General features: G+C 71.6%; 25 protein-coding genes and 1 tRNA gene. 21 read left to right on the top strand and 5 right to left on the bottom strand.

Annotated features, from left to right (window positions below):
- The first annotated feature begins 31 nt into the window (after positions 1-31).
- The 12 genes from secG to AB1673_01330 all read left to right on the top strand — a co-directional run bounded on the left by secG (position 32) and on the right by AB1673_01330 (position 12,469).
- A complete protein-coding gene (gene secG, locus AB1673_01385; protein MEW6152629.1) occupies positions 32-259 on the top strand; it encodes a preprotein translocase subunit SecG in 228 nt (75 codons plus the stop codon).
- 31 nt (positions 260-290) lie between these two features.
- Complete coding sequence (locus tag AB1673_01380; GenBank protein ID MEW6152628.1) at positions 291-1,970, top strand: ABC transporter substrate-binding protein; 1,680 nt, start codon at positions 291-293, stop codon at positions 1,968-1,970.
- Positions 1,971-2,006: 36 nt separating this feature from the next.
- Entirely contained in the window at positions 2,007-2,999 is a 993-nt protein-coding gene (locus AB1673_01375) for an ABC transporter permease (GenBank protein MEW6152627.1), read from the top strand.
- Positions 3,000-3,031: 32 nt separating this feature from the next.
- Entirely contained in the window at positions 3,032-4,033 is a 1,002-nt protein-coding gene (locus AB1673_01370) for an ABC transporter permease (GenBank protein MEW6152626.1), read from the top strand.
- A gap of 81 nt (positions 4,034-4,114) precedes the next feature.
- A complete protein-coding gene (locus AB1673_01365; GenBank protein MEW6152625.1) occupies positions 4,115-5,170 on the top strand; it encodes an ABC transporter ATP-binding protein in 1,056 nt (351 codons plus the stop codon).
- Positions 5,171-5,172: 2 nt separating this feature from the next.
- Positions 5,173-6,741: a peptide ABC transporter substrate-binding protein gene (locus tag AB1673_01360; GenBank protein ID MEW6152624.1), complete on the top strand. Its 1,569-nt coding sequence runs from the start codon at positions 5,173-5,175 to the stop codon at positions 6,739-6,741.
- Positions 6,742-6,764: 23 nt separating this feature from the next.
- Positions 6,765-6,851: transfer RNA gene (locus AB1673_01355), tRNA-Leu, on the top strand.
- Between the two features lie 252 nt (positions 6,852-7,103).
- Complete coding sequence (locus tag AB1673_01350; GenBank protein ID MEW6152623.1) at positions 7,104-7,307, top strand: type II toxin-antitoxin system VapB family antitoxin; 204 nt, start codon at positions 7,104-7,106, stop codon at positions 7,305-7,307.
- Positions 7,298-7,729, top strand: coding sequence for a PIN domain-containing protein (locus tag AB1673_01345; GenBank protein MEW6152622.1), 432 nt, complete (start codon positions 7,298-7,300; stop codon positions 7,727-7,729). Before AB1673_01350 ends, AB1673_01345 begins: the two co-directional genes overlap by 10 nt.
- A 426-nt stretch (positions 7,730-8,155) precedes the next feature.
- Positions 8,156-9,088 (top strand): site-specific DNA-methyltransferase, encoded by a 933-nt coding sequence (locus AB1673_01340; protein MEW6152621.1) that lies wholly within the window; start codon positions 8,156-8,158, stop codon positions 9,086-9,088.
- Between the two features lie 2 nt (positions 9,089-9,090).
- On the top strand, positions 9,091-9,807 hold the full coding sequence (locus AB1673_01335; protein MEW6152620.1) for a hypothetical protein: 717 nt from the start codon (positions 9,091-9,093) through the stop codon (positions 9,805-9,807).
- Between the two features lie 91 nt (positions 9,808-9,898).
- The gene (locus tag AB1673_01330) at positions 9,899-12,469 is read left to right on the top strand and encodes a glycosyltransferase (protein ID MEW6152619.1); all 2,571 of its coding nucleotides are present in this window, start codon (positions 9,899-9,901) and stop codon (positions 12,467-12,469) included.
- 205 nt (positions 12,470-12,674) lie between these two features.
- On the opposite strand, the gene AB1673_01325 is transcribed toward AB1673_01330, so the two are convergent.
- The 3 genes from AB1673_01325 to AB1673_01315 all read right to left on the bottom strand — a co-directional run bounded on the left by AB1673_01325 (position 12,675) and on the right by AB1673_01315 (position 14,359).
- On the bottom strand, positions 12,675-13,121 hold the full coding sequence (locus AB1673_01325) for a hypothetical protein (GenBank protein MEW6152618.1): 447 nt from the start codon (positions 13,119-13,121) through the stop codon (positions 12,675-12,677).
- Positions 13,118-13,666, bottom strand: a complete 549-nt coding sequence (locus AB1673_01320) for a signal peptidase I (protein ID MEW6152617.1) — start codon at positions 13,664-13,666, stop codon at positions 13,118-13,120. The genes AB1673_01325 and AB1673_01320 overlap by 4 nt, the downstream gene beginning before the upstream one ends.
- Before the next feature lie 81 nt (positions 13,667-13,747).
- Entirely contained in the window at positions 13,748-14,359 is a 612-nt protein-coding gene (locus tag AB1673_01315) for a TasA family protein (protein MEW6152616.1), read from the bottom strand.
- A 116-nt stretch (positions 14,360-14,475) separates the two neighbouring features.
- On the opposite strand from AB1673_01315, the gene AB1673_01310 reads away from it, so the two are divergent.
- The 7 genes from AB1673_01310 (at position 14,476) to ptsP (ending at position 21,106) form a co-directional block, all read left to right on the top strand.
- On the top strand, positions 14,476-15,252 hold the full coding sequence (locus tag AB1673_01310) for a DUF5995 family protein (protein MEW6152615.1): 777 nt from the start codon (positions 14,476-14,478) through the stop codon (positions 15,250-15,252).
- A 74-nt stretch (positions 15,253-15,326) separates the two neighbouring features.
- Positions 15,327-16,088: a DeoR/GlpR family DNA-binding transcription regulator gene (locus AB1673_01305; GenBank protein ID MEW6152614.1), complete on the top strand. Its 762-nt coding sequence runs from the start codon at positions 15,327-15,329 to the stop codon at positions 16,086-16,088.
- Complete coding sequence (pfkB, locus tag AB1673_01300; protein MEW6152613.1) at positions 16,085-17,053, top strand: 1-phosphofructokinase; 969 nt, start codon at positions 16,085-16,087, stop codon at positions 17,051-17,053. Before AB1673_01305 ends, pfkB begins: the two co-directional genes overlap by 4 nt.
- A gap of 10 nt (positions 17,054-17,063) precedes the next feature.
- Positions 17,064-17,525 carry a PTS sugar transporter subunit IIA gene (locus tag AB1673_01295; GenBank protein MEW6152612.1) on the top strand — a complete coding sequence of 154 codons (462 nt, stop codon included), beginning with the start codon at positions 17,064-17,066 and terminating at the stop codon, positions 17,523-17,525.
- A complete protein-coding gene (locus tag AB1673_01290; protein MEW6152611.1) occupies positions 17,522-19,033 on the top strand; it encodes a fructose-specific PTS transporter subunit EIIC in 1,512 nt (503 codons plus the stop codon). Before AB1673_01295 ends, AB1673_01290 begins: the two co-directional genes overlap by 4 nt.
- Positions 19,026-19,403, top strand: a complete 378-nt coding sequence (locus AB1673_01285; protein MEW6152610.1) for an HPr family phosphocarrier protein — start codon at positions 19,026-19,028, stop codon at positions 19,401-19,403. The genes AB1673_01290 and AB1673_01285 overlap by 8 nt, the downstream gene beginning before the upstream one ends.
- A complete protein-coding gene (ptsP, locus tag AB1673_01280) occupies positions 19,400-21,106 on the top strand; it encodes a phosphoenolpyruvate--protein phosphotransferase (protein MEW6152609.1) in 1,707 nt (568 codons plus the stop codon). Before AB1673_01285 ends, ptsP begins: the two co-directional genes overlap by 4 nt.
- Before the next feature lie 90 nt (positions 21,107-21,196).
- On the opposite strand, the gene AB1673_01275 is transcribed toward ptsP, so the two are convergent.
- Both AB1673_01275 and AB1673_01270 read right to left on the bottom strand, forming a co-directional pair.
- Positions 21,197-21,376, bottom strand: a complete 180-nt coding sequence (locus AB1673_01275; GenBank protein MEW6152608.1) for a hypothetical protein — start codon at positions 21,374-21,376, stop codon at positions 21,197-21,199.
- Positions 21,363-22,670: a PspC domain-containing protein gene (locus AB1673_01270; protein MEW6152607.1), complete on the bottom strand. Its 1,308-nt coding sequence runs from the start codon at positions 22,668-22,670 to the stop codon at positions 21,363-21,365. Before AB1673_01270 ends, AB1673_01275 begins: the two co-directional genes overlap by 14 nt.
- A gap of 114 nt (positions 22,671-22,784) precedes the next feature.
- Here AB1673_01270 and AB1673_01265 point away from each other — a divergent pair, with 114 nt between their 5' ends.
- Together AB1673_01265 and AB1673_01260 are read left to right on the top strand one after the other, a co-directional pair.
- Positions 22,785-24,011 carry a PspC domain-containing protein gene (locus tag AB1673_01265; protein MEW6152606.1) on the top strand — a complete coding sequence of 409 codons (1,227 nt, stop codon included), beginning with the start codon at positions 22,785-22,787 and terminating at the stop codon, positions 24,009-24,011.
- The gene (locus tag AB1673_01260) at positions 24,008-24,640 is read left to right on the top strand and encodes a response regulator transcription factor (GenBank protein ID MEW6152605.1); all 633 of its coding nucleotides are present in this window, start codon (positions 24,008-24,010) and stop codon (positions 24,638-24,640) included. Before AB1673_01265 ends, AB1673_01260 begins: the two co-directional genes overlap by 4 nt.
- Positions 24,641-24,663 lie beyond the last annotated feature (23 nt).

Here is a 24,663-nt window from a genome sequence, read left to right as displayed (position 1 = left end):
GCCCGATGCACCCTCTGGTAACCTCGCGCCCATGCTGACGCCACTCATCGTGGTCATCCACGTGCTCGTGTCGCTCGGCCTGATCCTGCTCGTCCTGCTCCACAGCGGGCGGGGGGGCGGGCTGTCCGACATGTTCGGCGGGGGCATGGGAGCGGCCGCCGGGTCGACGGTCGTCGAGCGCAACCTCGACCGCATCACCGTCGCCAACCTGGTGATCTTCGCCTTCACCACCGTGGTCCTGGCCCTGCGCCTCCAGTAGCACTCCGGCGCTGACTAAGGAGGTCCCGGCCGTGCGTGGTCAGGGTCGGACGGCGGCATTGCTCGTCGGCGCCGTACTCTGGGCGACGGCGTGCTCGACCGGCCCGGTGGCCAGGCCCGGGTCATCTGCGTCAGAGCCGGTTCCCGGCGGGCACCTGGTCGACTACCAGAACTTCTCGGCCGGCGACGTCACCCACATCGACCCCGCGCTGGCCGAAGTCCTCGAAGGCATGCAGCCCGCCATGCTCATCTTCGACGGGCTCACCGACTACGACTACCGCACAGGCGAGCTCAAGGCCGCGGTGGCCGAGTCGTGGGCCTCGAACGACGACGCCACGGTGTGGACCTTCACCCTGCGCCGGGGTGTGACCTTCTCCAACGGCGACCCGGTCCTACCCAGCGACTTCAAGTTCGCCTGGGAGCGGGCCGCCAGCCGTGCCCTCGCCTCTATCCAGGGTTACCACTTCACCGACACCCTGCGGATAAGGGGAGCGGCGGCCGTGGCTGACGGTTCGGCCGCCGAGATGAGCGGACTGCGGGCCGACGACGGGGCCATGACCCTCACCGTCGAGCTCGAGGCCCCGATCAGCTTCGCGCCCGCGGTGGTAGCCCACGTCGCCTTCTCGCCCGTCCCCCGCCGCATCGTCTCGGCCCTCCCCGACCAGCGCAAGTGGGAGGAAGGAGCGATGATCGGCAACGGGCCCTTCCGGATGGCCGAGCCCCGCCGGCCCGGGGAGTCGGTGAGGCTCGTCCGCAACGAGACCTACTGGGGCGGGGTCAACGGCCACCTGGCCTACCTCGACAGCATCGAGTTCCGCATGAGCCAGGACCAGGACTCGGCGTGGGCCGCCTTCGAGGCCGGCCAGGGCGACATCGGGCGCATCCCCCCGGCCCGCTACGGGGACACCCGGGCCCGCTACCCCGGGCGCACGGCCGAGCAGCCGATCAACGTCGTCTACTTCTATACCTTCAACTCCGCCGACCCCGTCGTGGGCGGGCCCCAGAACGTCAAGCTCCGCCAGGCCATCTCGATGGCCATCGACAAGCAGAAGATCGTCGACGACCTGTACAGCGGCGCCCGCCAGGTGGCCACCGGTCTGACCATGCCGGGCATCCCCGGCTTCCGGGCCGGGCTGTCGCAGTACTCGGGCGGCGACCTCGCCCGCGCCCGGCAGCTCTTGGCGGACTGGGAGTCAGAGACGGGCCGGACGGCCGCCGGCCTCCCCCCCCTCAAGCTCAACTTTGGGTCGGGCTCGGGCCACGACCTGATCGCCACGATCATCCAGAGCAACCTGCGGGACATCGGGGTCCGCAGCGAGCTCGACCCCCGCGACCCCAGGAGCTACTTCTCCGAGATGCGCCAGGGCCAGGGCCAACTTCTGCGGGCGGGGTGGGGGGCCGACTACAACGTCTACGACAACCAGCTCTTCCCCCTGTTCCACAGCTCCCAGGCGGGGCCCGGCGGCAGCAACTTCGCCCAGTACCGCAGCACCCGGTTCGACGACCTTGTGGCCCAGGCCCGGCGGACGACGGACGAGGGCCGCCGTGTGGCCCTCTACCACGAAGCCGAGTCCGTGCTCCTGAACGAGGACACGATCGTGATCCCCCTCAACTGGTACTCGGGGACCATCGCCTGGAGCGACCGCCTCGAAGGCGTGGTGCAGAGCGCGCTGGGCTTCGTGGCCTACGACGAGATGTGGTTCAGCCGCTGAGGCCCAGCCCGGCGGCGACGGGCTAGGACGGGGCCCGTGGGCCGCTACGTCCTGCGCCGGGCCCTGTGGTTCCTGCCCCTCACATGGGCGGCGGTGACCCTGTTGTTCGTCGCCTTCCACGTGATGCCCGCCGACCCCGTCGACCTCATGGGAGGCTCGCGGGGGGTGACGCCCCAGGTCCGGGCCAACATCGAGTCCCGCCTGGGGCTCGATCAGCCCGTGCACGTCCAGTACGGGCGTTACATGGCCCGGCTGGCCCAGGGGGACCTGGGTGAGTCGTTCCGCAGCGGCCGCAGTGTTGGGTCGATCCTGGCCCAGACGGCTCCCGCCAGCGTCCGCCTCGCCTTCTGGGCGGTCACCATCCAGGTGGTCTTGGGCCTGGCCGCGGGCGTTCTCTCGGCCGTGAAGCGTAAGTCGTGGGCTGACTCGCTGGTCACGGTCTCGACGACCCTGTTGCTGGCCGTGCCGGTGTTCGTCCTCGGTTACCTGCTCATCTACACCTTCAGCGTCACGCCCGCCCAGCGGGGGTTCCCCGACTGGGCGCGGTTGCCGGCCGAAGGGATCCGGCCCGACCGCTGGCTGGGGGTCATTCCCCTCGGAGGCCAGTGGCGGTCGCTGGTGCTCCCGGCCGTCACCTTGGGGGCCGTGAACGCCGCCCTGCTGGCCCGCGTCGCCCGGGGAGCGATGCTCGACGCCCTTCTGGGCGACTACATCCGCACGGCCGAGGCCCTGGGCGTGCCCAGGCGGCGGATCATCCTCCACCACGCGCTGCGCAACGCCATGCTGCCGGTACTGACCTTGGTCGGGCTCAGCCTGGCCGACCTCATCGGGGCGGCAGTCATCACCGAGACCATCTTCAACTGGCCCGGCATCGGCAGTACGGTGGCCCGGGCCGTGCTCGACCTCGACGCCCCGGTGGTGCTCGGGCTGTCGATCGTCCTGGTCGTCACCTACCTGGCCGTCAACCTGGTGGTCGACGTGGGCTACGCCTTGCTCGACCCCCGGGCCCGCCACCAGGACGGCGACTGATGGCACCGTCGGTGGGCCGCGGTGATGGGCCGGTGGGGCACTCCGGCCGGGACCGGCCCCCGGGACGAGCCGCCCTTGGCCGGCCCGGTTGGACCGAGGTGGGGGGCACGGGGCGGCTGCTCGGTGGGACGGCCCCGGGCGGCACGGGGCCGGCACTGGCCGTTCCCGTCACATCCGCGGGCCGGGCCGGGTACGGGCGGGGGTGGGGCGACGTGTGGCGGCGGTTCCGGCGTGACCGGACGGCCATGGCCGGCCTGGTCTTCATCGGCCTGGTGGTGGTGGCCGCCGCTCTGGCGCCCCTCGTCACCCCCGCGGACCCACTGTCGGTCCCCCGGGGGAGCCGCGGCCTGAGCCCGCCCAGCCTCGACCACTGGTTCGGCACCGACGTGCTGGGGCGCGACCTGTTCACGCGGGTGGTGTACGGGGCACGGGTGTCGCTGGCCATAGCCGGGTTGGCGGTGGCCATCGCCTGTGCCATCGCCCTGTTGGTCGGGACGGCTGCCGGCTATCTCGGGGGCACCCCCGCAGCCGTCCTGATGCGCACGACCGACGTGTTCCTCTCGTTCCCGGTCCTTCTGGCCGCCTTGGTAGTGATCACGGTCGCCGGGCGGGGGCCGCTCACGATCGTGGCCGTGCTGGCTCTGCTGGGGTGGATGCCCATGGCCCGCCTCCTGCGCGCGGGCGTGCTCGCGGAGAAGGGGGCGGCCTACGTCGAGGCCGCCCGGGCCGCCGGGGGGTCGCACTGGCGCCTGGCCGTTCACCACATCCTGCCCAACGCCATCGGGCCGGTGGTCGTCTACGCCACGATCTTCCTGGGCACGGCCGTGCTGAGCGAGGCCGGTCTCTCCTTCCTGGGCGTGGGCGTGATGCCGCCTACCCCATCGTGGGGAGCGATGGTGGCCGAAGGCCGGTCGGTACTGACCACCAACCCCCACGTCGTGCTCTTCCCCGCCGGGGCCATCGCTCTGACGGTCCTCGCCTTCGTGTTCGTGGGCGACGGGTTGCGGGACGCCCTCGACCCCCGCGACCGGTGACGGGCCAGCCCGTGGGCCGCCGCCTTATCATGGGTGGGCCCGCAGCCGTCAGGCTGGCCGGATGGACAGGAAAGGGGGGCGATGACGGTCGAGGCAGGCGCGGGTGAAAGCGTCGGCGAACAAGTCGGCGCGATCCCGGGCCAGGGGGCCGGCGAGAGCCTGCTGACGGTCCGCAACCTGACCAAGCACTTCCCGGTGACCAAGGGTGCGCTGCTGCGCCGCCAGGTGGGCTCCATCCATGCGGTCGACGACGTGTCGTTCGCCGTCGAGAAGGGCACCACCTTCGGGCTGGTGGGTGAGTCGGGGTGCGGCAAGTCGACGACTGCCCGCCTGATCCTCAAGCTGATCCCCGCGACCTCGGGCGAGGTCGAGTTCGACGGGCGGTCGATCTTCCCGCTCGGCTCCAGAGAGACCCGTGCCCTGCGGGCTGAGATGCAGATCGTCTTCCAGGACCCGTTCGCCTCCCTCAACCCCCGCCACACGGTGGGCCAGATCGTGGCCGAGCCCCTGATCGTCCAGGGCCGGTCCCGTAAGGAGGCCCGGGCCCGGGTCGAGGAGCTGCTCGTGCTGTGCGGTCTGCTCCGTGAGCACGCGTCGCGCTACCCCCACGAGTTCTCGGGGGGCCAGCGCCAGCGGGTCGGGGTGGCACGAGCCCTGGCCCTGAACCCCAAGCTCGTCATCCTCGACGAGCCTGTTTCCGCCCTCGACGTCTCCATCCAGGCCCAGATCGTCAACCTGCTCGACGAGCTCCAGGACACGCTCGGGCTGACTTACGTGTTCATCGCCCACGACCTGTCGGTCGTCCGCCACATCAGCGACAAGGTGGGCGTGATGTACCTCGGCCAGCTCGTCGAGGTGGCCGACCGCGACCAGCTCTACGAGCACCCGGCCCATCCCTACACGGTCGCCCTGCTGTCGGCCGTCCCGGTCCCCGACCCCGAGCGCGAGCGCCGGCGCCAGCGCATCATCCTGACCGGTGACGTCCCGTCCCCGGCCAAGCCACCCCCGGCCTGCCGCTTCCACACCCGGTGCTGGAAGGCCCAGGAGCTCTGCCGGACCGTCGTCCCACCCCTGGAGGAGAAGAGCCCCGGGCACTGGACGGCCTGCCACTTCCCGGAGACCCGCGAAGTCTTGTGAGGGTGTTCGCGGTTCTCGCGGTGGCGGCCTCGCTGGCCGCCTCGGCCTGTTCGTCCTCGGGTGCTGGCACCGGCCGCTTCGGAGCGGACGCCGAGCGGGGCGTGCTACGTGTCGGCCTCGAACGGCCGCAGTCCCTCGACCCGGCCCAGGCCCGCTACGTGGCCGACTTCCTCGTCGTCGACCAGCTCTTCGACGGCCTCACCGCCTACGACCCGGCCACCTTGGAGGTACGCCCGTCGTTGGCCTCGAGGTGGGAGGTGTCACCTAACCAGCGCATCTGGACGTTCCACCTCCGCACCGACGCCACGTTCAGCAACGGACGGGCCATCACCAGCGAGGACGTCAAGTACACCCTCGACCGGATCGCGGCCCGTGGTTCGGGCTCGCCCGCCGCCCCCCAGCTCGACGCCGTGATCGGGTTCAAGGAAGTCAACTCCGAGGGCACGCTCGACCACATGGTGGGGGTGATCACTCCCGACCCGGCCACCGTGCAGATCGCCCTGGTCCACCCGCTGTCGGTCCTGGCCGAGATCCTCGCCTCGCCGGCCTTCGGGATCGTGCCCCGGGAGGCCGTCGAGGCCGCCCCCCCGGCACCGGCGTTCGCCGAGCAGCCGGTGGGCAGCGGGCCGTTCATGTTCCGCTCCCGCAACGTCGACGTCCTACGGCTGATGCCCTCCCCTGGGGCCGATGTCGAGCTCCGGGGCATCGACGTCTATTTCGGGAGCGACGGCGAGGAGGCCTACGCCGCCTTCCTGCGGGGCCAGCTCGACTGGACGGCCGTGCCCGCCGAGCGGGTCGAGGAGGTCGTGCGTGACCGGGGCCGGGACAGCTTCCGGCCCTACCCGGCCCAGCTCTTCTACGGGTTCAACCTCGACAACCCCAAGTTCGCCGACGTGCGCTTCCGGGAGGCCATCGTCCGGGCCGTCGACCGCCAGGCCATCGTCGACAACGTCTACGGCGGGCGGGTGCGGTTGGCCACCGGGGTGGTGGCCGCCGGGGTGCCCGGTCACCAGCCCGACCCATGTGGCGAGCGCTGCCGCTACGACCCGGCCCGCGCCCGGGCGCTCGTGGCCGAGGTGTTCGGCAACCGGCCCGTGCCCACCGTCAACATCGACTTCGACGACGACCCGACCCAGGAGGCGGTGGCCCGGTCCATGGCCGCCGGCCTAGAGGCGGTGGGGATCCCCGCGGGCCTGCGCCCCCACGCCTACACCGAGTACCTGAAGTTCGCGGCCAGCGGGCAGCAGGAGCTGTTCCAGATGGCGTGGATCGCCCCCTACGCCAGCCCCGACGCGTTCCTGGCCCCCCTCTTCTACAGCGGCAAGGACGACAACATCGTCTCGTTCAACTCTCCCGACGTCGACGCCTTCATCCGGGCCGGCCGCGAGACCGGCGACCGGGCCGCGGCCATGGCCGCCTACCAGGCCGCCGAGCAGCTCGTCATGGCCCACATGGTCGTGCTGCCCATCGCCCAGTACGAGACCCACACCCTGGTCGCCGACCGGGTCCGCGACCTACCCATGTCGGCCTTCGGCACCTTCGACGCCTCGCGGGCCCGCCTCTCGGGCTGACCGCTAGACTGGTCAATCCACTCGTCGGAGTGGCGGAATAGGCAGACGCGCATGGTTGAGGGCCATGTGCCCGCAAGGGCGTGGGGGTTCAAGTCCCCCCTCCGACACCATCTGACCAGCACGAAGGTGCTGGTCAGCGCAGTTTTCGGCGGGGGCCTCCTGGCTCGCAACGCACAGGTCGCCGTTCAGAAACAGGTGAGGCGCCCACCGATGCCGTCCGCCCTCACGTCGACGGATGACAGCCCGGTGATCCGGGATGACGTACGGCAGCCGCCCGTCCGGTCGGTGGGGTCTCCACGGCGGCTTCGCGCGAGGTGATATCGTGTGCTGGCGATTTGGATATCAAGGTCCGGAGGACACCAATGGCAAGAACCTTGGTGGACATCAACGAAGAGGCGCTGGCCGCTGCGGCGGCGGAGCTCGGGACGACGACGAAAGTCGACACGGTGAACCGGGCGCTTGCCGAGATCGCGGCCAGGCCCCGACGGCTCGCAGCGCTGGAGCGGCTCCGCACCACCGCTGACGACCTGGGCGACGCGGAGATCATGCGGGGAGCATGGCGTTAGGCCGCTACCTGGCGGACAAGTCGGCATTCGACCAGCAGCGCCACAGCGACGCCGCGGCCGGGCTCCTCGCGGCCCTCGCAGCCGACGGCGCACTCTTCATGACGGAGATCGTCGCCCTGGAGCTGCTCTACTCCGCCCGGAGCTCTGACGACTACGGCACACGCCGTGAGGACCTGCTGAGCCTCCCGTGGCTGCACCTGACGCAGGCGGTGGCAGCACGTGCGCTCGCGATCCAGCAGGAGCTGGCCGGACGGGGACAGCACCGCCGGCCGATCCCCGATCTCCTGGTCGCCGCCACCGCCCTCGAACAGGACGCGGTGGTGCTCCACTACGACCGGGACTTCGACCTCATCGCCGAGGCGACCGGGCTCTCGGCCCTCTGGATCATCCCGGCCGGGACCGGCCACGGCGGCGCAGCCTGATGTCCACGACACACCCTCCGAGGTGTGTCGCTTGTCATCAATCTGTCCTCACTTCTCCGGACAACAGGGTGGAAACGGTGGTGCGCTTTCTTTGGGCTTGCGGTCGGGTTCACCGTCCTTCGCGGCGCCAGGCGCGGGGGACGCGACGACCGCATGACCGAGGGGTCCCCGATGTCAGTCGCGATGGGGGCACGAGGTTGGCCACGGCGGCCCCGCCGACGATGACATCGAGCATCCCCGGGGGCGAGGGGGAGGTCAGGTACCTTCAGCACCTGTTCGGCCTTCGCTGTTGTGGATCGGGAGTAGGCTTCCCGAACACATGTTCGCCAGAGAGGTGGCCTCGTGAGTTCGACCAGACAGCGAAAGCAGTCAACGGGCGGTGCCCCTGTCGTCCTGGGTGTCCCCCTTGGCCCCGAGCAGGTTGGCTTGGCGGCACCGCGGTCGCTGCTGGAGCTTGTTCAGGCCGAGCCCCAGAAGGCGTTCCCGGCGATCGCCAAGGATCCCGAGAGGTGCGCCCGGATCGAGAGTGCCGTGCGGGGCCTCCAGTCGATGCACCGGCTGCAACAGACCGACTGCCGCACTCTTGACTTGGAGCCCGAGAGTATCGACCTCGTGGTCACCTCGCCGCCATACTGGAACCTCAAGAAGTACAACGACCACGAGTGCCAGCTCGGCGAGATCGATGACTACGACCTCTTCCTCGACGAGCTCGACGAGGTGTGGCGACGGACGTACGACGCCCTGGTGCCGGGCGGCCGAATGGTCATCGTCGTCGGCGACGTGAACGTCTCCCGCAAGCTGTTCGGGCGCCACCTCGTGTTCCCGCTGCACGCGAGCATCCAGGAGCGATGCCGGCTGATCGGTTTCGACAACCTCGCTCCGATCATCTGGTACAAGATCGCCAACGCGCAATACGAGATGGGTTCGGGCGGCTTCTACGGCAAGCCCTATGAGCCCAACGGCGTCATCAAGAACGACATCGAGTACATCCTCTTCCAGCGCAAGCCCGGCGGGTACCGCAAGCCCGACTTGGCCACGCGCCTGTTGTCGGTGATCCCCGCCCAATACCACTCCGAGTGGTTCCAACAGGTCTGGCGCCTCAGCGGCGCGTCGACCCGCAACCACCCTGCGCCGTTCCCGCTCGCGCTCGCGGAGCGCCTGATCCGCATGTTCTCGTTCGTCGGCGACACCGTCTTCGACCCCTTCCTCGGTACGGGGACCACCTCCGCGGCCGCCGCCGGATGGGGACGCAACAGCATTGCCTGTGAAGTCGATCCGGTGTACTTCGCAAGCTGCCTGGATCGGGTGAGTGACGTGGTCGACGGCGTCGGCAAGGCGGCACTGGATCTCTCCGCATAGCGATGGTGAAGCTGGTGGAGCCCACGGGCCTCCCACTCGTCGACGGGCTGGCGAGCCTCGATCCGCAGACGATCGAGGACTACTGCCGGGCCTCCGCCGAGTACATCCGCCAGGCGTCCGTCCTCGGTGCAGCGAAGTCGAAGGCGGCCCAGATCCGGCTGTCGAACGCGTTGGCCGCCATCACGCTCACAGACCTCCGTGGCGCAAGCCTCGCCGCGCCCCACGCGGTTGCGGGTGAGCGTGAAGTCGGCGGTGGCCTGCGAAGTGTCAAGGCCGACGTGTCGGAAACGACGACCCGCGACGGTCTCACGTTGGCGATAGAGGTCAAGCCGGTTCACCTGGCGGTGGGCCGAGCCATCTGGAACCGCTTCGGGGACATCCGGACCTTCGCGGTCAACCTCCACCTCAAGTTCCCGTTCGCGGTCGTCGGCGGCATCCTGACCCTGCCAACCTCTGAACGGTTCAAGTCCGGCGACGACGAGCACTGGAAGTCCACCGCGCACCTGGTCACTCGGGCCGTCGGTCGCTTCATCCGAGCCGGTGGCCGCGTCACCGAAGGCGATGCTGCGCACCTCCTGGAGGGCATCGCCGTCGTCGCCTTCGATCGCCTGACCGGCGACATCGAGCCCGACCTGCCGCCGGCCGGAAGTGGCCTGCGATGGGACGAGTTCATCAGCAGCCTTGCCGAGGTGTACGACGCCCGCTTCGGCGAGATCTGACATCCCTCGCCAGCAGACTTGTTGATGGCGGACAGTGCCAGAGCGTGAGACGCCCCGGCCGCGAGCCGGCCTGACCGGCTTGGGCCGGTGGGTGGGGTGGGCAGAGCACCGCATGGTGCTGGAGCCCACGGCCCGCTGGGGCACCTTCGCCCTGCGGTCGAACCGGGCACGGGGCCCGGTGGGTGACACCCTCGTCACCTACCGGGTCGTACAGGAGGGCCGGGCCACGGGCCGCGCCGTCCTCCATGCCGAACACGACGGGGTCCCGGTGGCGATCGCCGACCTGGCTCTCGGCGCGTCGGGCTGCACCGAACGCATCGTCCTGTGCGTACCGGACTGGGCGCAGGACCTGTCCATCACGGCCGACGACGGCGACGTCAGGATCGTCGACCTCCGGTTCTGGGCGCTGGGGGCCGGCCCGTTCAGCGGCCTCCTGGCGTGGCGCTGGCTGACGCGGCGGAAGGGGGGGCTCGGTCGGTGGCCCCGGCTCCTGCGGGTGGCCGCCGGTTACTTCCGCCACGGCGGCGTCGCTGGCGTGCGTCAACGGCTCCTAGACAGCGAGGCTACGGCGAGGGTCGGCGCTCGCCCGGGGCCTGGGCCCGTCACCGCTCCCCCCGTGGCGAGGGAGCTACTGGCCCAGAAGCGCCAAGAGCTGGCCGAGGCCCTCCACAGCCGGTTGGAAGCGTTCCTCGAGGGCCCCGGCCGCCTGAGCCTTCCCACGTCCTCCGGCCCCGCCACGAGCGTGATCGTCGTGTGCCACGGCCGGGCCGAGCTCACCCTGGCCTGCCTCGAGTCAGTGGCGTCGTTCGCCGGGAGCGACGCCGAGGTCATCGTCGTCGACAACGCCTCCGACGACCGCACCCCGGACCTCCTCGCACGAGCCGACGGAGCCTTGGTACTCCGCAACAGCTCCAACGTCGGCTTCCTGCGGGCCGTGAACCAGGCCGCCGAAAGGGCCCGGGGAGAGGCGCTCCTGCTGCTGAACAACGACGCCTGCCTGCGGGAGGAGAGCCTGTCCGCCGCCCTCACCACTTTGGAGAGCGACGAAGACATCGGCGTGGTCGGCACGATGCTCGTCCTGCCCGACGGGACCGTCCAAGAGGCGGGGAGCGTCGTGTACGCCGACGGCATCTGCGAGGGCCACGGTCGAGGCCTCTCGCCCCTGGAGCCATGGCTGCAGTGCCGGCGGGACGTGTCGTTCGTGTCGGGTGCGTTCCTGCTGACCCGCCGATCACTGTGGACCGACCTGGGCGGGTTCTCAACCGAGTTCGAACCGGCGTACTACGAAGATGTCGACTACTGCATTCGAGCGCGACAGGCCGGCCGTCGAGTCGTGTACGAGCCGGCGGCAGTCGTAGACCACTTCGAGGGTGGGTCGTCTGCTGACCCGCAATGGGCGCACCGGCAGACGCAGCAGAACTGGTCTGTGTTGGTGCAGCGGCACCGGGACTGGCTGGGAGGCCAGCCCCGTCGCGGTGACCCCGCGCACCAGGTGCGTACGTCGGACAGGCGGCCCCGTGCACTCGTCATCGACGACCGCGTCCCCATCCCCCGCCTCGGGAGCGGCGCTCCTCGGGTCGCGTCGCTGGTGCGGGCCCTGGAGAACCTCGGCCAGGCGGTGACGTTCTACGCCAAGCTCCCCTTGGATGGGAGTTGGCCCGAGGTTCGCGCCGCGCTGGGGCCGACGGTGGAGGTGGCCGGGTGCGACGGTTTCGCCGGGCTCGAAGCACTCCTGCGCGACGGCGCCGGGTCGTGGCGGACGATTATCGTGAGCCGGGACCACAACGCCGGGAAGGTCGCACGCGTGCTCGGCCGCAACCGGTCGGCCCTCGTCGGGGCGGTCGTCGTGTACGACGCGGAAGCGGTCGCCGCCAACCGGCTCGTGGCCCGCCACGCGGTGCTGGGGCCACCCCTGGGCCCCACCGAAGCCACGGCGCTGGTGGCCCGCGAGCTGCGCGTGGCCCAGTTCGCGGACCGCGTGATCGCCGTGTCGGAAGCCGAGGCCGAGCTGTTCCGGCGCCACTGCTCCGTCGAGACGCGCGTGGTCGGCCACGGCGTGGCCGTCAACCCCACCGAGCCGGGCTTCCACGACCGCCACGGCCTGCTCTTCGTCGGCAACCTGTCCGAGGACGGAAGCCCCAACGTTGACGGCCTCCTGTGGTTCATCGAACACGTCCTGCCCCGCTTCCGGCACCTGCTGGCGGAGGCGGGCCAGGGCCCGCGGGATGGCCTCCTGACCGTCGTAGGACGGACGACCGCCCTCACCCTCCTGTCTCGGACGCAACCCGGCGTGCGGTTCGCGGGAGAGCTCGACGACCTCTCGGGCGTCCTCGGCGCCGCCAGGGTGTTCGTCGCCCCCACCAGGTTCGCGGCGGGCATCCCGCTCAAGGTCATCGAAGCGGCCGCTCGTGGGCTACCGGCAGTGACCACGGAGCTGCTGGCGGACCAGCTCGGGTGGGAGCACGGAGACGCCCTGCTGGCCGCTCCGGCCGACGGCGACCGGTTCGCCCACGAGTGCGCCCGGCTCTACCTCGATGCCGACCTGTGGCAGAGGGTGCGCGAACGGGCACTGCGGCGAGTAGAAGAAGGCCACTCGCCGGGCACCATGCAGTCGCGGCTCGCCCAGGTGATCGCCCCTCGTGGCCAGGTCCTGCCGACCTAGGAACGAGAGTCAACGGCGGCGGACGCGGCCCGCCAGTGAGCGAAAGGCCAGCGTCCACGAGACCAGGGCGACGGCCGCGATGGCCAGCAGGGCCTGGCCCAGCTCGGCCGCCACCCAGCGCCCGGACCTCGACGTCGTACCGGAAGGGCGCCCGGAGCAGGTAGTGGGCGATCCCCTACCGCCGGGGCCGTCGTCGGGCCCGGTGCTACACGCAGAGCAGGGGCGTCGTGGCCGAGGCCTGGTTCGAGTTGGGGCTCGTCCACGTGTGCTTGGTCGCCCGGATCACGTAGTAGTACGTCGTCAGCAGGGCTAGGCCCGTGTTCGTGTAGGTCGTGGTCGTGCGCCCCGGCACAGTCGCTACCACCGTGTAGGGACCGCCGTTGGTCGTCGACCGGGCGATCTGGTAACCGTCGGCCCAAGTCGACGAGGTCGCGGTCCAACTCAGGCTGACGTGGTAACCGAGCAGTCCGTTGCAGCCACCGCTGGCGGACGCACCCGTCGGGGCGGCCAGGGAGTTGGTGGTGACCGACAGGTTGGCGACTGGGTGAGCGGACGTGAAGGTGGCCACGGCCGGTGTGGCCGAGGCCACGGCCGACAGGTACACGGCACCGGCCACCACCAGGGCCCAGCGGGCCCGGCGCCGGGTCGTCACGTCCCCGCCCCGGCGACCACGGGCTTGGCCCCGCTGTCGGCGCGGGGCTTGCGCCAGATGTCGAAGAGCACGACGATCACGAACAGCAACGGCGCGCCGACCACTGTGACCTTGTGCACGACGGGCTGGCGTAGCCAGTTAACGGCGTAGCCCACGGCCGGGACCGTATAGCGGACCTTCCAGGCCGTCGTGTCACTGATGCGGGCCGACCAGGGGTCAGGGGCGTTGCTGGCGTCCCCCTGGGTGCGGACGACGGGGTGGGCACCGGGGTCGGTGATCTCGATGATCCGGTGGGTCACGACGGGCGCACCGGCCACGGGTGCGTGGAAGGTGATCACGTCCCCGACCCGCAGTTCGGCGGGCTCGACGGGCACGACGACCACCACCGAACCGGGGTCGATGGCCGGCCTCATGCTCCCGGTTAGGACGGTGAGGGTGCGGTACTGGCCCGTGCGGGGACCGACCCCGACCAGGAGCAGCACGACGACGCTCACGACCGTCACGACCGCCACCAGCAGGCGGGCCATGCGGCCCAGCGTCCTCAAGGCAACTCCTCTCATCCGAGGCCCCCCACGCGAGAAAGCCGCCGGGCTGCCACCAGATGGCGGCAGCCCGGCGGTCGGCGGTTACTTGTCGGTGGCCACCCTCTGGGTGCCGAAGAACTCGTAGTCGATGGTCGAGGCCAGGTTCTGGAAGGTGTTGCCGGCCGTCACCGGGAACGTGAGCTTGACCATCAGGTGGTCGGTGACCCCTGCGACCAGGGACCCCAGGTTGGCCAGGGCCAGCTCGGAGCCGATCACCGCCCGGGAAGCCAGCACAACCGACTCCGTCCCCGAACACGTGTAGGTGTAGCCGGGGGCGCTGCCGGCCTCGGTCCAGGCGACCGAGCAGTCGCGGATCTCCATCTGCAGCCCGTGGGTGGCGTCGGTGTCGAGCAGCGACGACGGGTCGGCGGTGGTGGTCAGCACGATGGAGGACAGATCGGTGTCGCCCGAGTTGATCAGGTCGACGGCCCGCTGGATGGTGTCGCCGGGCACGATGTTGACGGCGTCGACGCTGAGGCGGTTGGCCGTTCCGTCGGCGCCCAGCTCGATCTGGACGAGACCGGAGTCGACGTCCTGGCTGGCTGAAGTGGTGCTGGTGAAGGTCGCGAACGTGCCCAGGCCGGCGATGGCGGCCGCGGTGCCGATGGCCCCGAGGCTGAGCAGGAGCTTCTTCGTAGTGGTGCGGTTGGACATCTTGGGACGAGCCCCCCTTGTGAAGACGAATGCTTGCCGGTTCTTTGTCGACCTCGAGTGGTCGACGGGATAGGGCCGAAAGGCCCATTCGCCGTGCTCGGTCGTAGGCTCGGCCCGTGGACCCCAACAGGTGCCGCTCCATCGAGGAGGTCGTCGACCGGATGTGGGAGCGGTGGCGGCGCCTCGACCGGGCGCGCGACTGGCGGGCGGTGTTCGCCAAGACCTACCTGCGCACGACCGAGGCCATCGGTGAGGCGACGGCCCGGCCCGGGGTGTTCGAGAACCCTGACTGGGTGGTCGAGATCGACTGCGAGTTCGCCTGGCGCTACTTCGAGGCCTTCGACCGGTTCGAGGAGGGCAGTGACTGCCCCTGGCCTTGGCAGGTCGCGTTCCAGAGCGCGAAGTCCAAGCGCACGCTGGCCATCCAGGACGTGCTGCTGGGCATGAACGCCCACATCAACTACGACCTGCCGTACTCCCTAGCGGCCACCGTGCCCCCGACGGCCAGCGGCGCCGATCTCGAGGCCTACCGGCGGGACAACCAGGTGCTCAACGAGGTGCTGGGCTCGGCTATCGACATGGTCCAGCGCCGGGTGGCCAGCCGTTACGACGTGATGCTGGGGGCAATCGACGCGGCCATGTGCGATCGCGACGAGGCGTTCGCGGGCTCGATGATCCGGGCCTGGCGGGCCCGTTCGTGGAACTCGTTCATGGTCCTGCGCACGAGCAACGACCCTCCGGCAGTCGACCGCCTGATCGAGGAGTCGGCCGTCGACAACGCGCTGCTGCTCCTCGAGGTGCAGCGGGCCTTCCCTTTCCTCCACTGGCCCAACCGGGCCTACCGCGGCCTGCTCTGGCGCCTGCCTAAGAGCGCCGCTCGCTCCAAGATGTGAGAGATCCGTGGGATTTAGTTGGGAAAGTGTTGACTTGTAGGGTTTGTAGGCGCATACTGACCGGGTGAGGCCGGATGCACGCTGAAGACCGCCGCCAGCTGATTGCCGACGAGCTTCGGAGGCGGGGGCGGGTGTCGGTCAGCCGCCTGGCCCAGGCCTACGACGTCACGGCCGAGACCGTCAGGCGCGACCTCGTCGAGCTCGAGCAGCGGGGCGTCCTGCGCCGGGTCCACGGCGGGGCCCTCTCCCACCAGAGGGTCCAGGCCGAGCCGGCGGTGAGCGAGCGGGCCAGCCTCCAAGCCGAGGAGAAGGCCCAGATCGCGTCGGCCGCCCTCAGCCTGCTCCCCCCCGACGGCGGCACGGTGCTCGTCGACGCGGGCACGACCACTGGTGCCCTCGTCGACCAGTGGCCACCCGACCGGCGCCTCACGGTCGTCACCAACGCCCTGCCCCTGGCCCAGCGGCTGACTGCTATCCCGGCGCTCTCGGTGCTGCTGGTCGGCGGGCGGGTCCGGCCCCGCACACTGGCCTGTGTCGACGACTTCGCCGTCCGCATGGTCAGCGAACTGCGGGTCGACGTCGCCTTCCTGGCCACCAACGGAATCACCGAGCGGGGGTGCTCCACCCCCGACCAATCCGAGGCAGCCGTAAAGCGGGCCATGGCCCAGGCCGCTGACCGGACGGTCCTGCTGGCCGACCACAGCAAGTTCGGCCAGGAACACTTCGTGCGCTTTGCCGAGCTCGCCGACCTCGACGTGGTCGTCACCGACGGCGGGGCCCACGAAGACGACCTGCTGCCCCTCAAGCAGGCCGGCACCGAGGTGGTCGTGGCGTGACCGTCCCGATCAAGCCGGTTCGAGTCGTCACGGTCACCCCTAACCCGTCCCTCGACCGCACCGTCGAGGTCGACCGGCTCGTGCCGGGAACCGTCATCAGGGCATCGGCCATGCGGGAGGACCCCGGGGGCAAAGGGGTCAACGTGGCCCGCGCCCTGGCTGCCAACGGCGTCGCCTGCACGGCCGTCCTCCCCCTGGGTGGGCGCGACGGCCGGCTGCTGGCCGACCTGCTCGACGAGCTCGGGCTGGCCTACAGGTCAGTCGCGGTCGCCCCGTCCACCCGCTCCAACGTGACCGTCAGCGACTCGAGGGGCACGGTGACCAAGCTCAACGTGCCCGGGGACGCGCTCACCCCCGGTGAGCTGGCTGCCTTAGCCGAGGCCGCCGTTGACGAGCTGGGCGGAGCATCGTGGCTCGTGGGCTGCGGCTCGCTTCCCACCGGCGCCCCCGACGACTTCTACGCCAGGCTTGCCGAACTGGGCCACGGGGCCGGGGTGGCCGTGGCCGTCGACACCAGCGGCCCGGCCCTGGCCGCAGCCGTAGAGGCGGGCGTCGAGCTCATCAAGCCCAACCTGGCCGAGCTGGCGGAGCTGGCCGGCCGTGAGCTGGTCTCCCTCGACGACGTGGTGGCGGCCGCCGAGGCCACCCGCGAACGGGGTGTCGCCATGGTCGTGGTGTCTCTGGGCGCCTACGGTGCTGTCCTGGTGGGCGACGGCGAACCATGGCTGGCCGTGCCGCCCCCGGTCGTGGCCCGCAGCGACGTGGGCGCGGGCGACAGTGCCCTGGCCGGATTCCTAGCCGGTGGCGCGTCGGGCCCGGGCGCCCTGTGCAGCGCAGTGGCGTGGGGCACAGCCGCTGTCTCACTGCCCGGCACGGCCGTCCCCGGGCCCGACCTCATCGACCCTTCGCTCGTCACCCTGCGGGCTGCTCGTGGCTCGCAACCGCTCGTCCGCCCACCGTCCTGAAGGAGACCACATGTCCGTGTCCATCGAGAACCTCGTGACCCCCGAGCTCGTCGTGCTCGACGCCGAGTTCGGGGGCGCCGATGAGGCGATCGGCGCCCTGGCCGATCGCCTGCTGGCCGCCGGTCGCCTGACCGACCGGGACGGCTTCGTGGCCGCCGCTTGCGCCCGAGAGACCGAGACGGGGGGCACGGGCATGGAGATGGGTGTCGCCATCCCCCACGCCAAGCACGCCGGGGTCACCGAACCGAGCGTGGCCGTGGCCCGGGTGCCCGGAGGCGTCGACTTCGGGGCCGAGGATGCCCCCGCCGACCTGGTGTTCCTGATCGCCGCCCCGGCCGACGCCGACGACGTGCACGTCACCGTCCTGTCCAAGCTGGCCCGCCGGCTGATCCACGAGTCCTTCCGTTCCGCTCTGAGAAGTGCCGCCACCCCCGAGGAGCTCGTGGGGACGCTGAAGAGGGAGATCCAATGAAGTTCGTAGCCGTAACCGCCTGCCCCACCGGCATCGCCCACTCGGCCATGGCCGCCGAGTCCTTGGAGGTGGCAGCCCGGGCCGCGGGCCACGAGATCGAAGTCGAGATCCAGGGGGCAGCCGGCGGGCCGCCCATTGCCGCGGCCACCATCGCGGCCGCCGACGCCGTGATCTTCGCGGTCGACGCCGGTGTGCGCGACCGTGAGCGCTTCGCCGCCCTGCCGGCCGTCGAGGTGCGTACCCGCTACGCCATCGACCGGGGAGCGGACGTGATCGACCAGGCGGTGGCGGCCGCCGGGGCGAGTCCCGCCCCTGCGCCCGGCGAGGCGGCTGCGACCGCCGAGGCCGCGGGTGGGGCGGGGGCCGGGCCCGTCAGCCCCATGGCAGCCAGGGCACCGGCGGCGTCGGGGGCTGCCCAGTTCAGGATCTGGCTGATGACGGGCGTGAGCTACATGCTCCCGTTCGTGGTGGCCGGCGGGATCCTGATCGCCCTCGGGTTCGCCATCGGGGGTGCCACCCGGGTCACCGAGGTCGCCGACTGGCCCAGCTTCGGCGACGCGTTCACCTCGAAGCTGCTCCTGGGCGTGCTCATGTTCAAGATCGGCGCCCTCGCCTTCAGCATGCTCGTGCCCATCCTGGCCGGCTACATCGCCTTCGGGATGGCTGACCGGCCGGGCATCGCCCCCGGCCTCGTCGCGGGCCTGATCGCCAACGACCTCGGCGCCGGCTTCCTGGGCGGCATCGTCGGCGGCCTGCTGGCCGGGGCCATCGTCAGGGCCCTCATGCGCATTAGGGTCAAAGGAACGCTGTCGAAGATGATGCCCATCCTGGTCTACCCGGTCGTGGGCACCCTGGCCGTCGGGGCCCTGCTGGTCCTCGTCGTGGGCAATCCCATCGCCGACCTCCAGTCCGCCCTGACCGACTGGTTGGAGGGGCTCCAGGGTTCCAACGCCATCCTGCTGGGCCTGCTGCTGGGATCGATGATGGCCTTCGACATGGGAGGGCCGGTCAACAAGGCGGCCTACGCCTTCGGCCTGGCCTCGCTCAGCTCGGGCAACTACACGGTGATGGCGGCCGTCATGATCGCCGGCATGACCCCGCCGCTGGGGCTGGCCCTGGCCACCGTGGTGCGGCCCAAGCTGTTCACCGACGGCGAGCGCGAGTCGGGCAAGGCGGGGTGGCTGCTGGGGGCGTCGTTCATCACCGAAGGGGCCATCCCCTTCGCGGCCGGTGACCCGCTCCGGGTCATCCCGTCGCTGATGGTGGGTTCGGCCACGGCCGGCGCTCTGTCGATGGCCTTCGAGGCCGGCCTGCGAGCGCCCCACGGCGGGATCTTCGTGCTCGGCCTCATCGACGGCAAGATCGGTTACCTGATCGCCGGTATCGTCGGAACGGCGGTGACCGCCGCCATGGTCGTCGTCCTCAAGTCGCTGCACCGGGAAGGGGCCGGGAGCGGTAGCGGGGCGGCGGCCACGCCAGCTTCGGGAGGGGTGCTCGTCGGTGCCTAGCCAGACCGTCCGTCTCGTCAACCCCACGGGCCTGCACGCCCGGCCGGCCAAGGTCTTCGCCGAGGCCGCGGCCCGCACCGGTATGACCGTGAAGGTGGGCAAGGCCGGCCCCGACGGCCCCACGGCCATGGTCAACGGCCGGTCAGTACTGTCGGTGCTCACCCTCGACTGCCACCACGGCGACGAGGTCACGATCTCGGTCGAGAGCCCCGGCGACGGGGCCGGCGGTGACGCCGGCGATGCGGCCGCCGCCCTCGCCGAACTGGTCGCCCTGGTCGAGACCGGTATCGGCGAGGACATCGGCGAAGATATCGGCGAGGACATCGGCGAAGATGTCGGCGAGGGGACTGCGGGGGCGGGGGGGCCGTGAGCGTGAGGTTGGCGGGCGCGGGCGTGTCCCCGGGGGTGGCCGTGGGGCCGCCGTTCGTCGTGGCCCCGGTGGCGGTGGTCCACGACCCGGGCCCGCAAGGGCCACCAGCGACCGAGAAGACCCGCCTGCGCCAGGCCCTGGCCCAGGCGGCCGCCGAGCTGCACACCCTGGCCGACCGGGTCCGGGAGGCGGCCGGCGAAGAAGCCGAGATCTTCGAGGCCCACGCCGCCTTCGCCGAGGACCCCGAACTGGAGGCCCAGGCCGAGGAGCTGATCGATGCCGGACAGTCCGCCATCGCCGCCACGCTCGCGGCCTTCGCCGCCTTCCGGGCCCTGCTGGCCGCGTCGTCAAGTGAGTACCTGGCGGCCCGGGCCGCCGACCTCGACGACGTGTGCGCCCGCGTGACGGCCATCCTGAGCGGGTCCCGGCAGACCTACGACCTTCCCGAGGAACCATCGGTCCTCCTGGCCCACGAGCTCACCCCCTCGGAGACGGCCGAGGTGCCCCGGGACCGGATTGCAGCCATCGTCACCGAAGCGGGCTCCCCCACGTCCCACGCCGCCATCCTGGCCCGTACCCTGGGGATCCCGGCGGTGGTGGGCGTGGCCAACCTGCTCCAGCTCGCAGCCGGCGTGGGCACGATCGCCGTCGACGGCCGCACCGGCGAAGTGCACCTCGGCCCCGACGCCGACGTGCTGGCCCTGATGGGCGAGCGTCACGGCCACGAGCAGGCCCGCCGGGCGGCGCTGGCCGGGGCACGGCTCCAACCTGGCCGTACCGCCGACGGCGTGGCCGTGGAGCTGGTGGCCAACATCGCCGGGCGCGACGACCTGGCCCTGGCCGTGGAGGCCGGTGCCGAGGGGGCCGGCCTGGTGCGAACCGAGCTCCTGTTCCAGGACCGCCGGACCGAGCCGACGGTCGACGAGCAGGCGTCCTACTACGGCGAGGTGCTCGACGCCTTCCCCGGTCACCGGGTCGTGTTCCGGACCCTCGACATCGGCGCCGACAAGCCGATGCCGTTCATCACGCGGGCCTCGGAACCCAACCCGGCCCTGGGTGTGCGGGGCATCCGGCTCTCCCTGCGGGCGCCCAAGCTTTTCGAGAACCAGCTGAGGGCACTGGTGCGCGCCCACGCCCGCCAGACGGGCACGGCCCGCATGGCCGTGATGTTCCCGCTGGTGAGCCGGGTGGAGGAGGTGGTGGCTGCCCGCGAGGAACTGGCCCGGGTGGCCGACGACGAAGGGGTCGACATCACCGACGTGGAGGTCGGCGTGATGATCGAGGTCCCCTCGGCGGCCCTGGCCTCACACCGGATCGCCCCCCTGGTGGACTTCTTCTCGATCGGCACCAACGACCTGCTGCAGTACCTGTTCGCGGCCGACCGCCTGAGCGCGGACGTGGCCGACCTGGCCGACATCTGCGAGCCGGTGGTCCTCGAGCTGGTGGCCACCGTGGTGGCCGCCGCCGGCGAGCACGGCGCGTGGGTGGGCGTGTGCGGGGAGACGGCCAGCGACCCGGCGGTGGGGGCGGCCTTCGTGGGCCTTGGGGTACGTGAGCTGTCGATGGTGGCCGGGGCCGTCGGCGAGGTTAAGGACCTGTTGGGCCGCCACGACCTGGCCTCGTTGGAGGCGGCGGCCCACGCCGCCCGCCTCGCCCCCTCGGCCGCCGCCGCCCGCGAGGCCCTCGCGAGCGTCCTCGGCTGAACTGCCGCCCCGACCACGCAAAACCTGCGCGGGAATCGTGGGCGAAACGCCCACGATTCCCGCGCAGGTTTCGTGGGGTGGGGGGAACCGTCAGCCGCCGGTCCGGCGCCGGCTGGCTACCAGGCCGGCCACGCCGATGACGATCAGCAGCACAGGCCACACCCAGCGGCTGGGTAGGCCGGTGGTCTGGCCGAGGAGGTAAGCGAGGCCGATGCCGCCGAAGAGCACTCCGGCCACCAGCGAGACGGGGTCGAGGTCATGAGCCGGCACGGAGAACCTCCACCTGCCCGACGCCCACCCGGGCGTGCAGCACCAGCCGGCCCCCGCCGTCCTCGCCGGCCAGCACCACCCGTTCGGTCGGCGTCCGGCGCCAGTCTCTCTGGCCGTCCACCACCACCTCGCCGAAGCCGGCCGTGGCCGTCACCACCACCTGGACAGCCGCGGGGACGACCACCGTGAGCTGGCCGATGCCCACGGAGGCGACGACGGTCTGGGAGGCCGCGGGGAACGACACCCGGCCGAGGTCGACGGTCATCTCCCCCACTCCCAGGCGGTATGGGGACCGGACCTCGGCCAGGACCGCCGGGCGGTACTCCCTCTCGCCGACCCCCCCTCTCAGCGGCACGTCGACGACGGTGGCGACGAACAAGGCCAGCGACAGCAGGACGCCGACGGGTACGAGCCCGCCCGCCCGGCCCCGCCAGGCACCGATCACCAGGGCCAGCCCGGTGACGACCAGCCCGACAGCCAGCCCGGTGGCCACGCTCGCCCCGGCCAGGGCCAGCACGCCGGCGATGATGGCCAGCACACTCAGGGTGACGGCCGTGAGCACCGACTTCGGCCCCGCCTTGGAGGCACCCGATGGTGACGCCACCGATGGTGCCGCGACCGGACCTGGCTCGAAGCCGGACAACGCCGGGCCAACCGCCCGCGCCTCAGTCGCACGGGCGTCGGTCGGACGGGCGTCGCTCGGACGGGCGTCGGTCGGACGGGCGTCCGCAGGCGGCTCCGGTCCCGGCCCGGGGCCCGGGCCGGGGGGCGGGTTGTCGCGCCGGGACCACAGCCACACGAGGCCGGCCACGGCCAGGAAAGCGGCCAGTGGGAACCCCCGGTCCGGCCCCCAGCCGTCGAAGCCGTCGAACAGCAGGAGCAGGGCCACGAGGCCGAGCACCCACAGGGCGGTGGTGCGGCCCGAGCTGCGGACCAACTGGTCGGCTTCCACCGTGCCGCGGTCGTCGGGCACCAGGAGCCAGCCGGCCAGGTAGAGCAGGAACCCCGTCCCGCCCACGAAGCACAGCACCACGAAAGCGATCCGGAAGACGACGGGGTCCACCGCGAAGTAGCGGCCCAGGCCGCCACACAACCCGCCGAGCACCTTGTCGTCGCGCGACCTGGTCAGCCGGCGCTCGCCCTGGCCGCCGGCCTTGCTGTCAGCCTGACCCTCAGGCTTGCCGCCGGGCTGGCTGCTCGCCCCCTCACCGGCACCCTCGCCCGGCCCCTCGCCGGCCCCACCGCCGTGGTCCGGCCTCGGGCCCGGGGAACCGGTCTCGTCGGTGGTGTTCATGCAGGACAGCATGCGCCTCGGCGCTCGCCAGGGCTATCCGTAAGGGCCCGGATTGGTCCCCTAGACCGTCCCGTAGGCCCGGTCGGGGACGCCGCCGTGGGATGATCGGAGGCGGTGAGCAGCGCCACCAGTGCCCGCATCACCCGGCGTCCCGACGACCGGCTGGTCGCCGGTGTCTGCAGCGGCGTCGCCCGGGCCTTCGATGTCGACGTGTGGGTCGTACGGGCCGCGGCGGTGGCACTGGCCCTGGCCGGTGGGGCCGGGCTCATCGCCTACGCCGCCGCCTGGGCCCTGATGCCGGCCGGCCCGCCCGGAGGGCAACATCCCCCGCGGGCAACGGGCGGGGCCCGAGACCGCCGGGGCCCCGAGACCGGGGAGGCCCTGGCCATCGGGGCCATCGTCCTGGGCGTCGTACTGGCGGTGCGGGCGACCGGGCTGTGGTTCGACGACGCCGTCGTATGGCCCGTGGCCCTGGCCGGGGCCGGCCTGGCCGTCATCTGGCGCCAGGCCAGCGACGAACAACGCCATTCGCTGGCCGGGATCGTGGGAAGCCTCGACGTACGCTCGCGGCGGGCGGCCCTGGCCCGCGTCGTCCTCGGGACGGCCTTGGTCGTCGGCGGGGTCAGCGCCTTCCTGGCGGCCAACAACGCCTTCTCGGCGGTCCGCGAGGCCGTCCTGGCCAGCGCCGGCATCGTGGGCGGCTTGGCCCTGATCTCGGGGCCGTGGTGGCTGCGGCTGGGCCGCGACCTGGCCCGCGAGCGCCGCCAGCGCATCCGCTCCGAGGAGCGGGCCGAGCTGGCCGCCCATCTGCACGACTCGGTCCTCCAGACGCTGGCTCTCATCCAGCGCACGGCCGACGACCCCAAGGCGGTGGTGGCCATGGCCCGCAAGCAGGAGCGCGAGCTGCGGAACTGGCTCTACGGGCACAAGCCGGCCGCCACCGACGGTCCCGCCCGCCTGGGACCGGCGCTGGCGGCCGTGGCCGAGGAGGTGGAGGGGCTGCACGGGGCCAGGATCGAGGTCGTGACCGTCGGTGACTGCGCCCTCGACGACCGGCTGGTGGCGCTGGTGGCGGCCGCCCGCGAGGCCATGGTCAACGCCGCCAAGTGGGCGGGCGTGGGTGAGGTGTCGGTCTACTCCGAGGTGCGCGACGGGGAGGTATCGGTGTTCGTGAGGGACTGGGGCCGGGGCTTCGACCTGGCCACGGTGGGCGACGGCCACCACGGCCTGCGGGAGTCCGTCCAGGCCCGCATGGCCCGCCAGGGCGGCACGGCCGATGTCCGCACCGCGCCCGGGGAGGGCACCGAGATCGTCCTGCGGGTGCCCCGGGTGCCGCGGTGACGGTCCGGCTGTTCCTGGTCGACGACCACCAGATGTTCAGGGCGGGAGTACGTGCTGAGCTGGGTGGGTCGGTCGAGGTGGTGGGTGAGGCGGGCGACGTGGACGAGGCCGTGACGGGGATCGTCTCGTCGCAGCCCGACGTCGTGCTGCTCGATGTGCACCTGCCGGGCGGCGGCGGCCAGAGCGTGATCGAGAGGGTGACCACCCAGGCCCCCGACGTTCGCTTCCTGGCCCTGTCGGTGTCCGACGCGGCCGACGACGTGATCGGGGTGATCCGGGCGGGGGCGCGTGGCTACGTGACCAAGACCATCTCGGGGCCCGAACTGGCGGCCGCCATAGACCGGGTGGCCGAGGGCGACGCCGTGTTCTCCCCCCGGCTGGCCGGCTTCGTGCTCGACGCCTTCACGGCCCCGTCTCCCTCGGCCGACCCCGAGGTCGACCTGCTGACCAGCCGGGAGCAGGAGGTCCTGCGCCTGATCGCCCGGGGTTACCCCTACAAGGCCGTGGCCCGCGAGCTGTCCATCTCGGCGCGGACCGTCGAGACCCACGTGTCCTCGGTGCTGCACAAGCTCCAGCTCTCCAACCGCCACGAGCTGAGCCGCTGGGCGGCCGAACGCCGGCTCATCTGAAGGTTCGGGAGGCTCGAGGTTGG

The sequence above is a fragment of the Actinomycetota bacterium genome, from assembly GCA_040754375.1.
Taxonomy (GTDB): domain Bacteria; phylum Actinomycetota; class Acidimicrobiia; order Acidimicrobiales; family AC-14; genus JBFMCT01.
Note: the sequence above shows the minus strand (reverse complement) of the source record. Positions and strands in the feature narration are given on the sequence as shown.

Excerpts from the sequence above, each read along its gene's own strand:
- AB1673_01335 (MEW6152620.1), top strand. The coding sequence starts at position 9,091 with ATGGTGAAGCTGGTGGAGCCCACGGGCCTCCCACTCGTCGACGGGCTG.
- AB1673_01350 (MEW6152623.1), top strand. The coding sequence starts at position 7,104 with ATGGCAAGAACCTTGGTGGACATCAACGAAGAGGCGCTGGCCGCTGCG.
- AB1673_01345 (MEW6152622.1), top strand. The coding sequence starts at position 7,298 with ATGGCGTTAGGCCGCTACCTGGCGGACAAGTCGGCATTCGACCAGCAG.
- AB1673_01365 (MEW6152625.1), top strand. The coding sequence starts at position 4,115 with ATGACGGTCGAGGCAGGCGCGGGTGAAAGCGTCGGCGAACAAGTCGGC.
- secG (MEW6152629.1), top strand. The coding sequence starts at position 32 with ATGCTGACGCCACTCATCGTGGTCATCCACGTGCTCGTGTCGCTCGGC.
- AB1673_01270 (MEW6152607.1), bottom strand. The coding sequence starts at position 22,670 with ATGAACACCACCGACGAGACCGGTTCCCCGGGCCCGAGGCCGGACCAC.
- AB1673_01315 (MEW6152616.1), bottom strand. The coding sequence starts at position 14,359 with ATGTCCAACCGCACCACTACGAAGAAGCTCCTGCTCAGCCTCGGGGCC.
- AB1673_01305 (MEW6152614.1), top strand. The coding sequence starts at position 15,327 with ATGCACGCTGAAGACCGCCGCCAGCTGATTGCCGACGAGCTTCGGAGG.
- AB1673_01290 (MEW6152611.1), top strand. The coding sequence starts at position 17,522 with ATGAAGTTCGTAGCCGTAACCGCCTGCCCCACCGGCATCGCCCACTCG.
- AB1673_01295 (MEW6152612.1), top strand. The coding sequence starts at position 17,064 with ATGTCCGTGTCCATCGAGAACCTCGTGACCCCCGAGCTCGTCGTGCTC.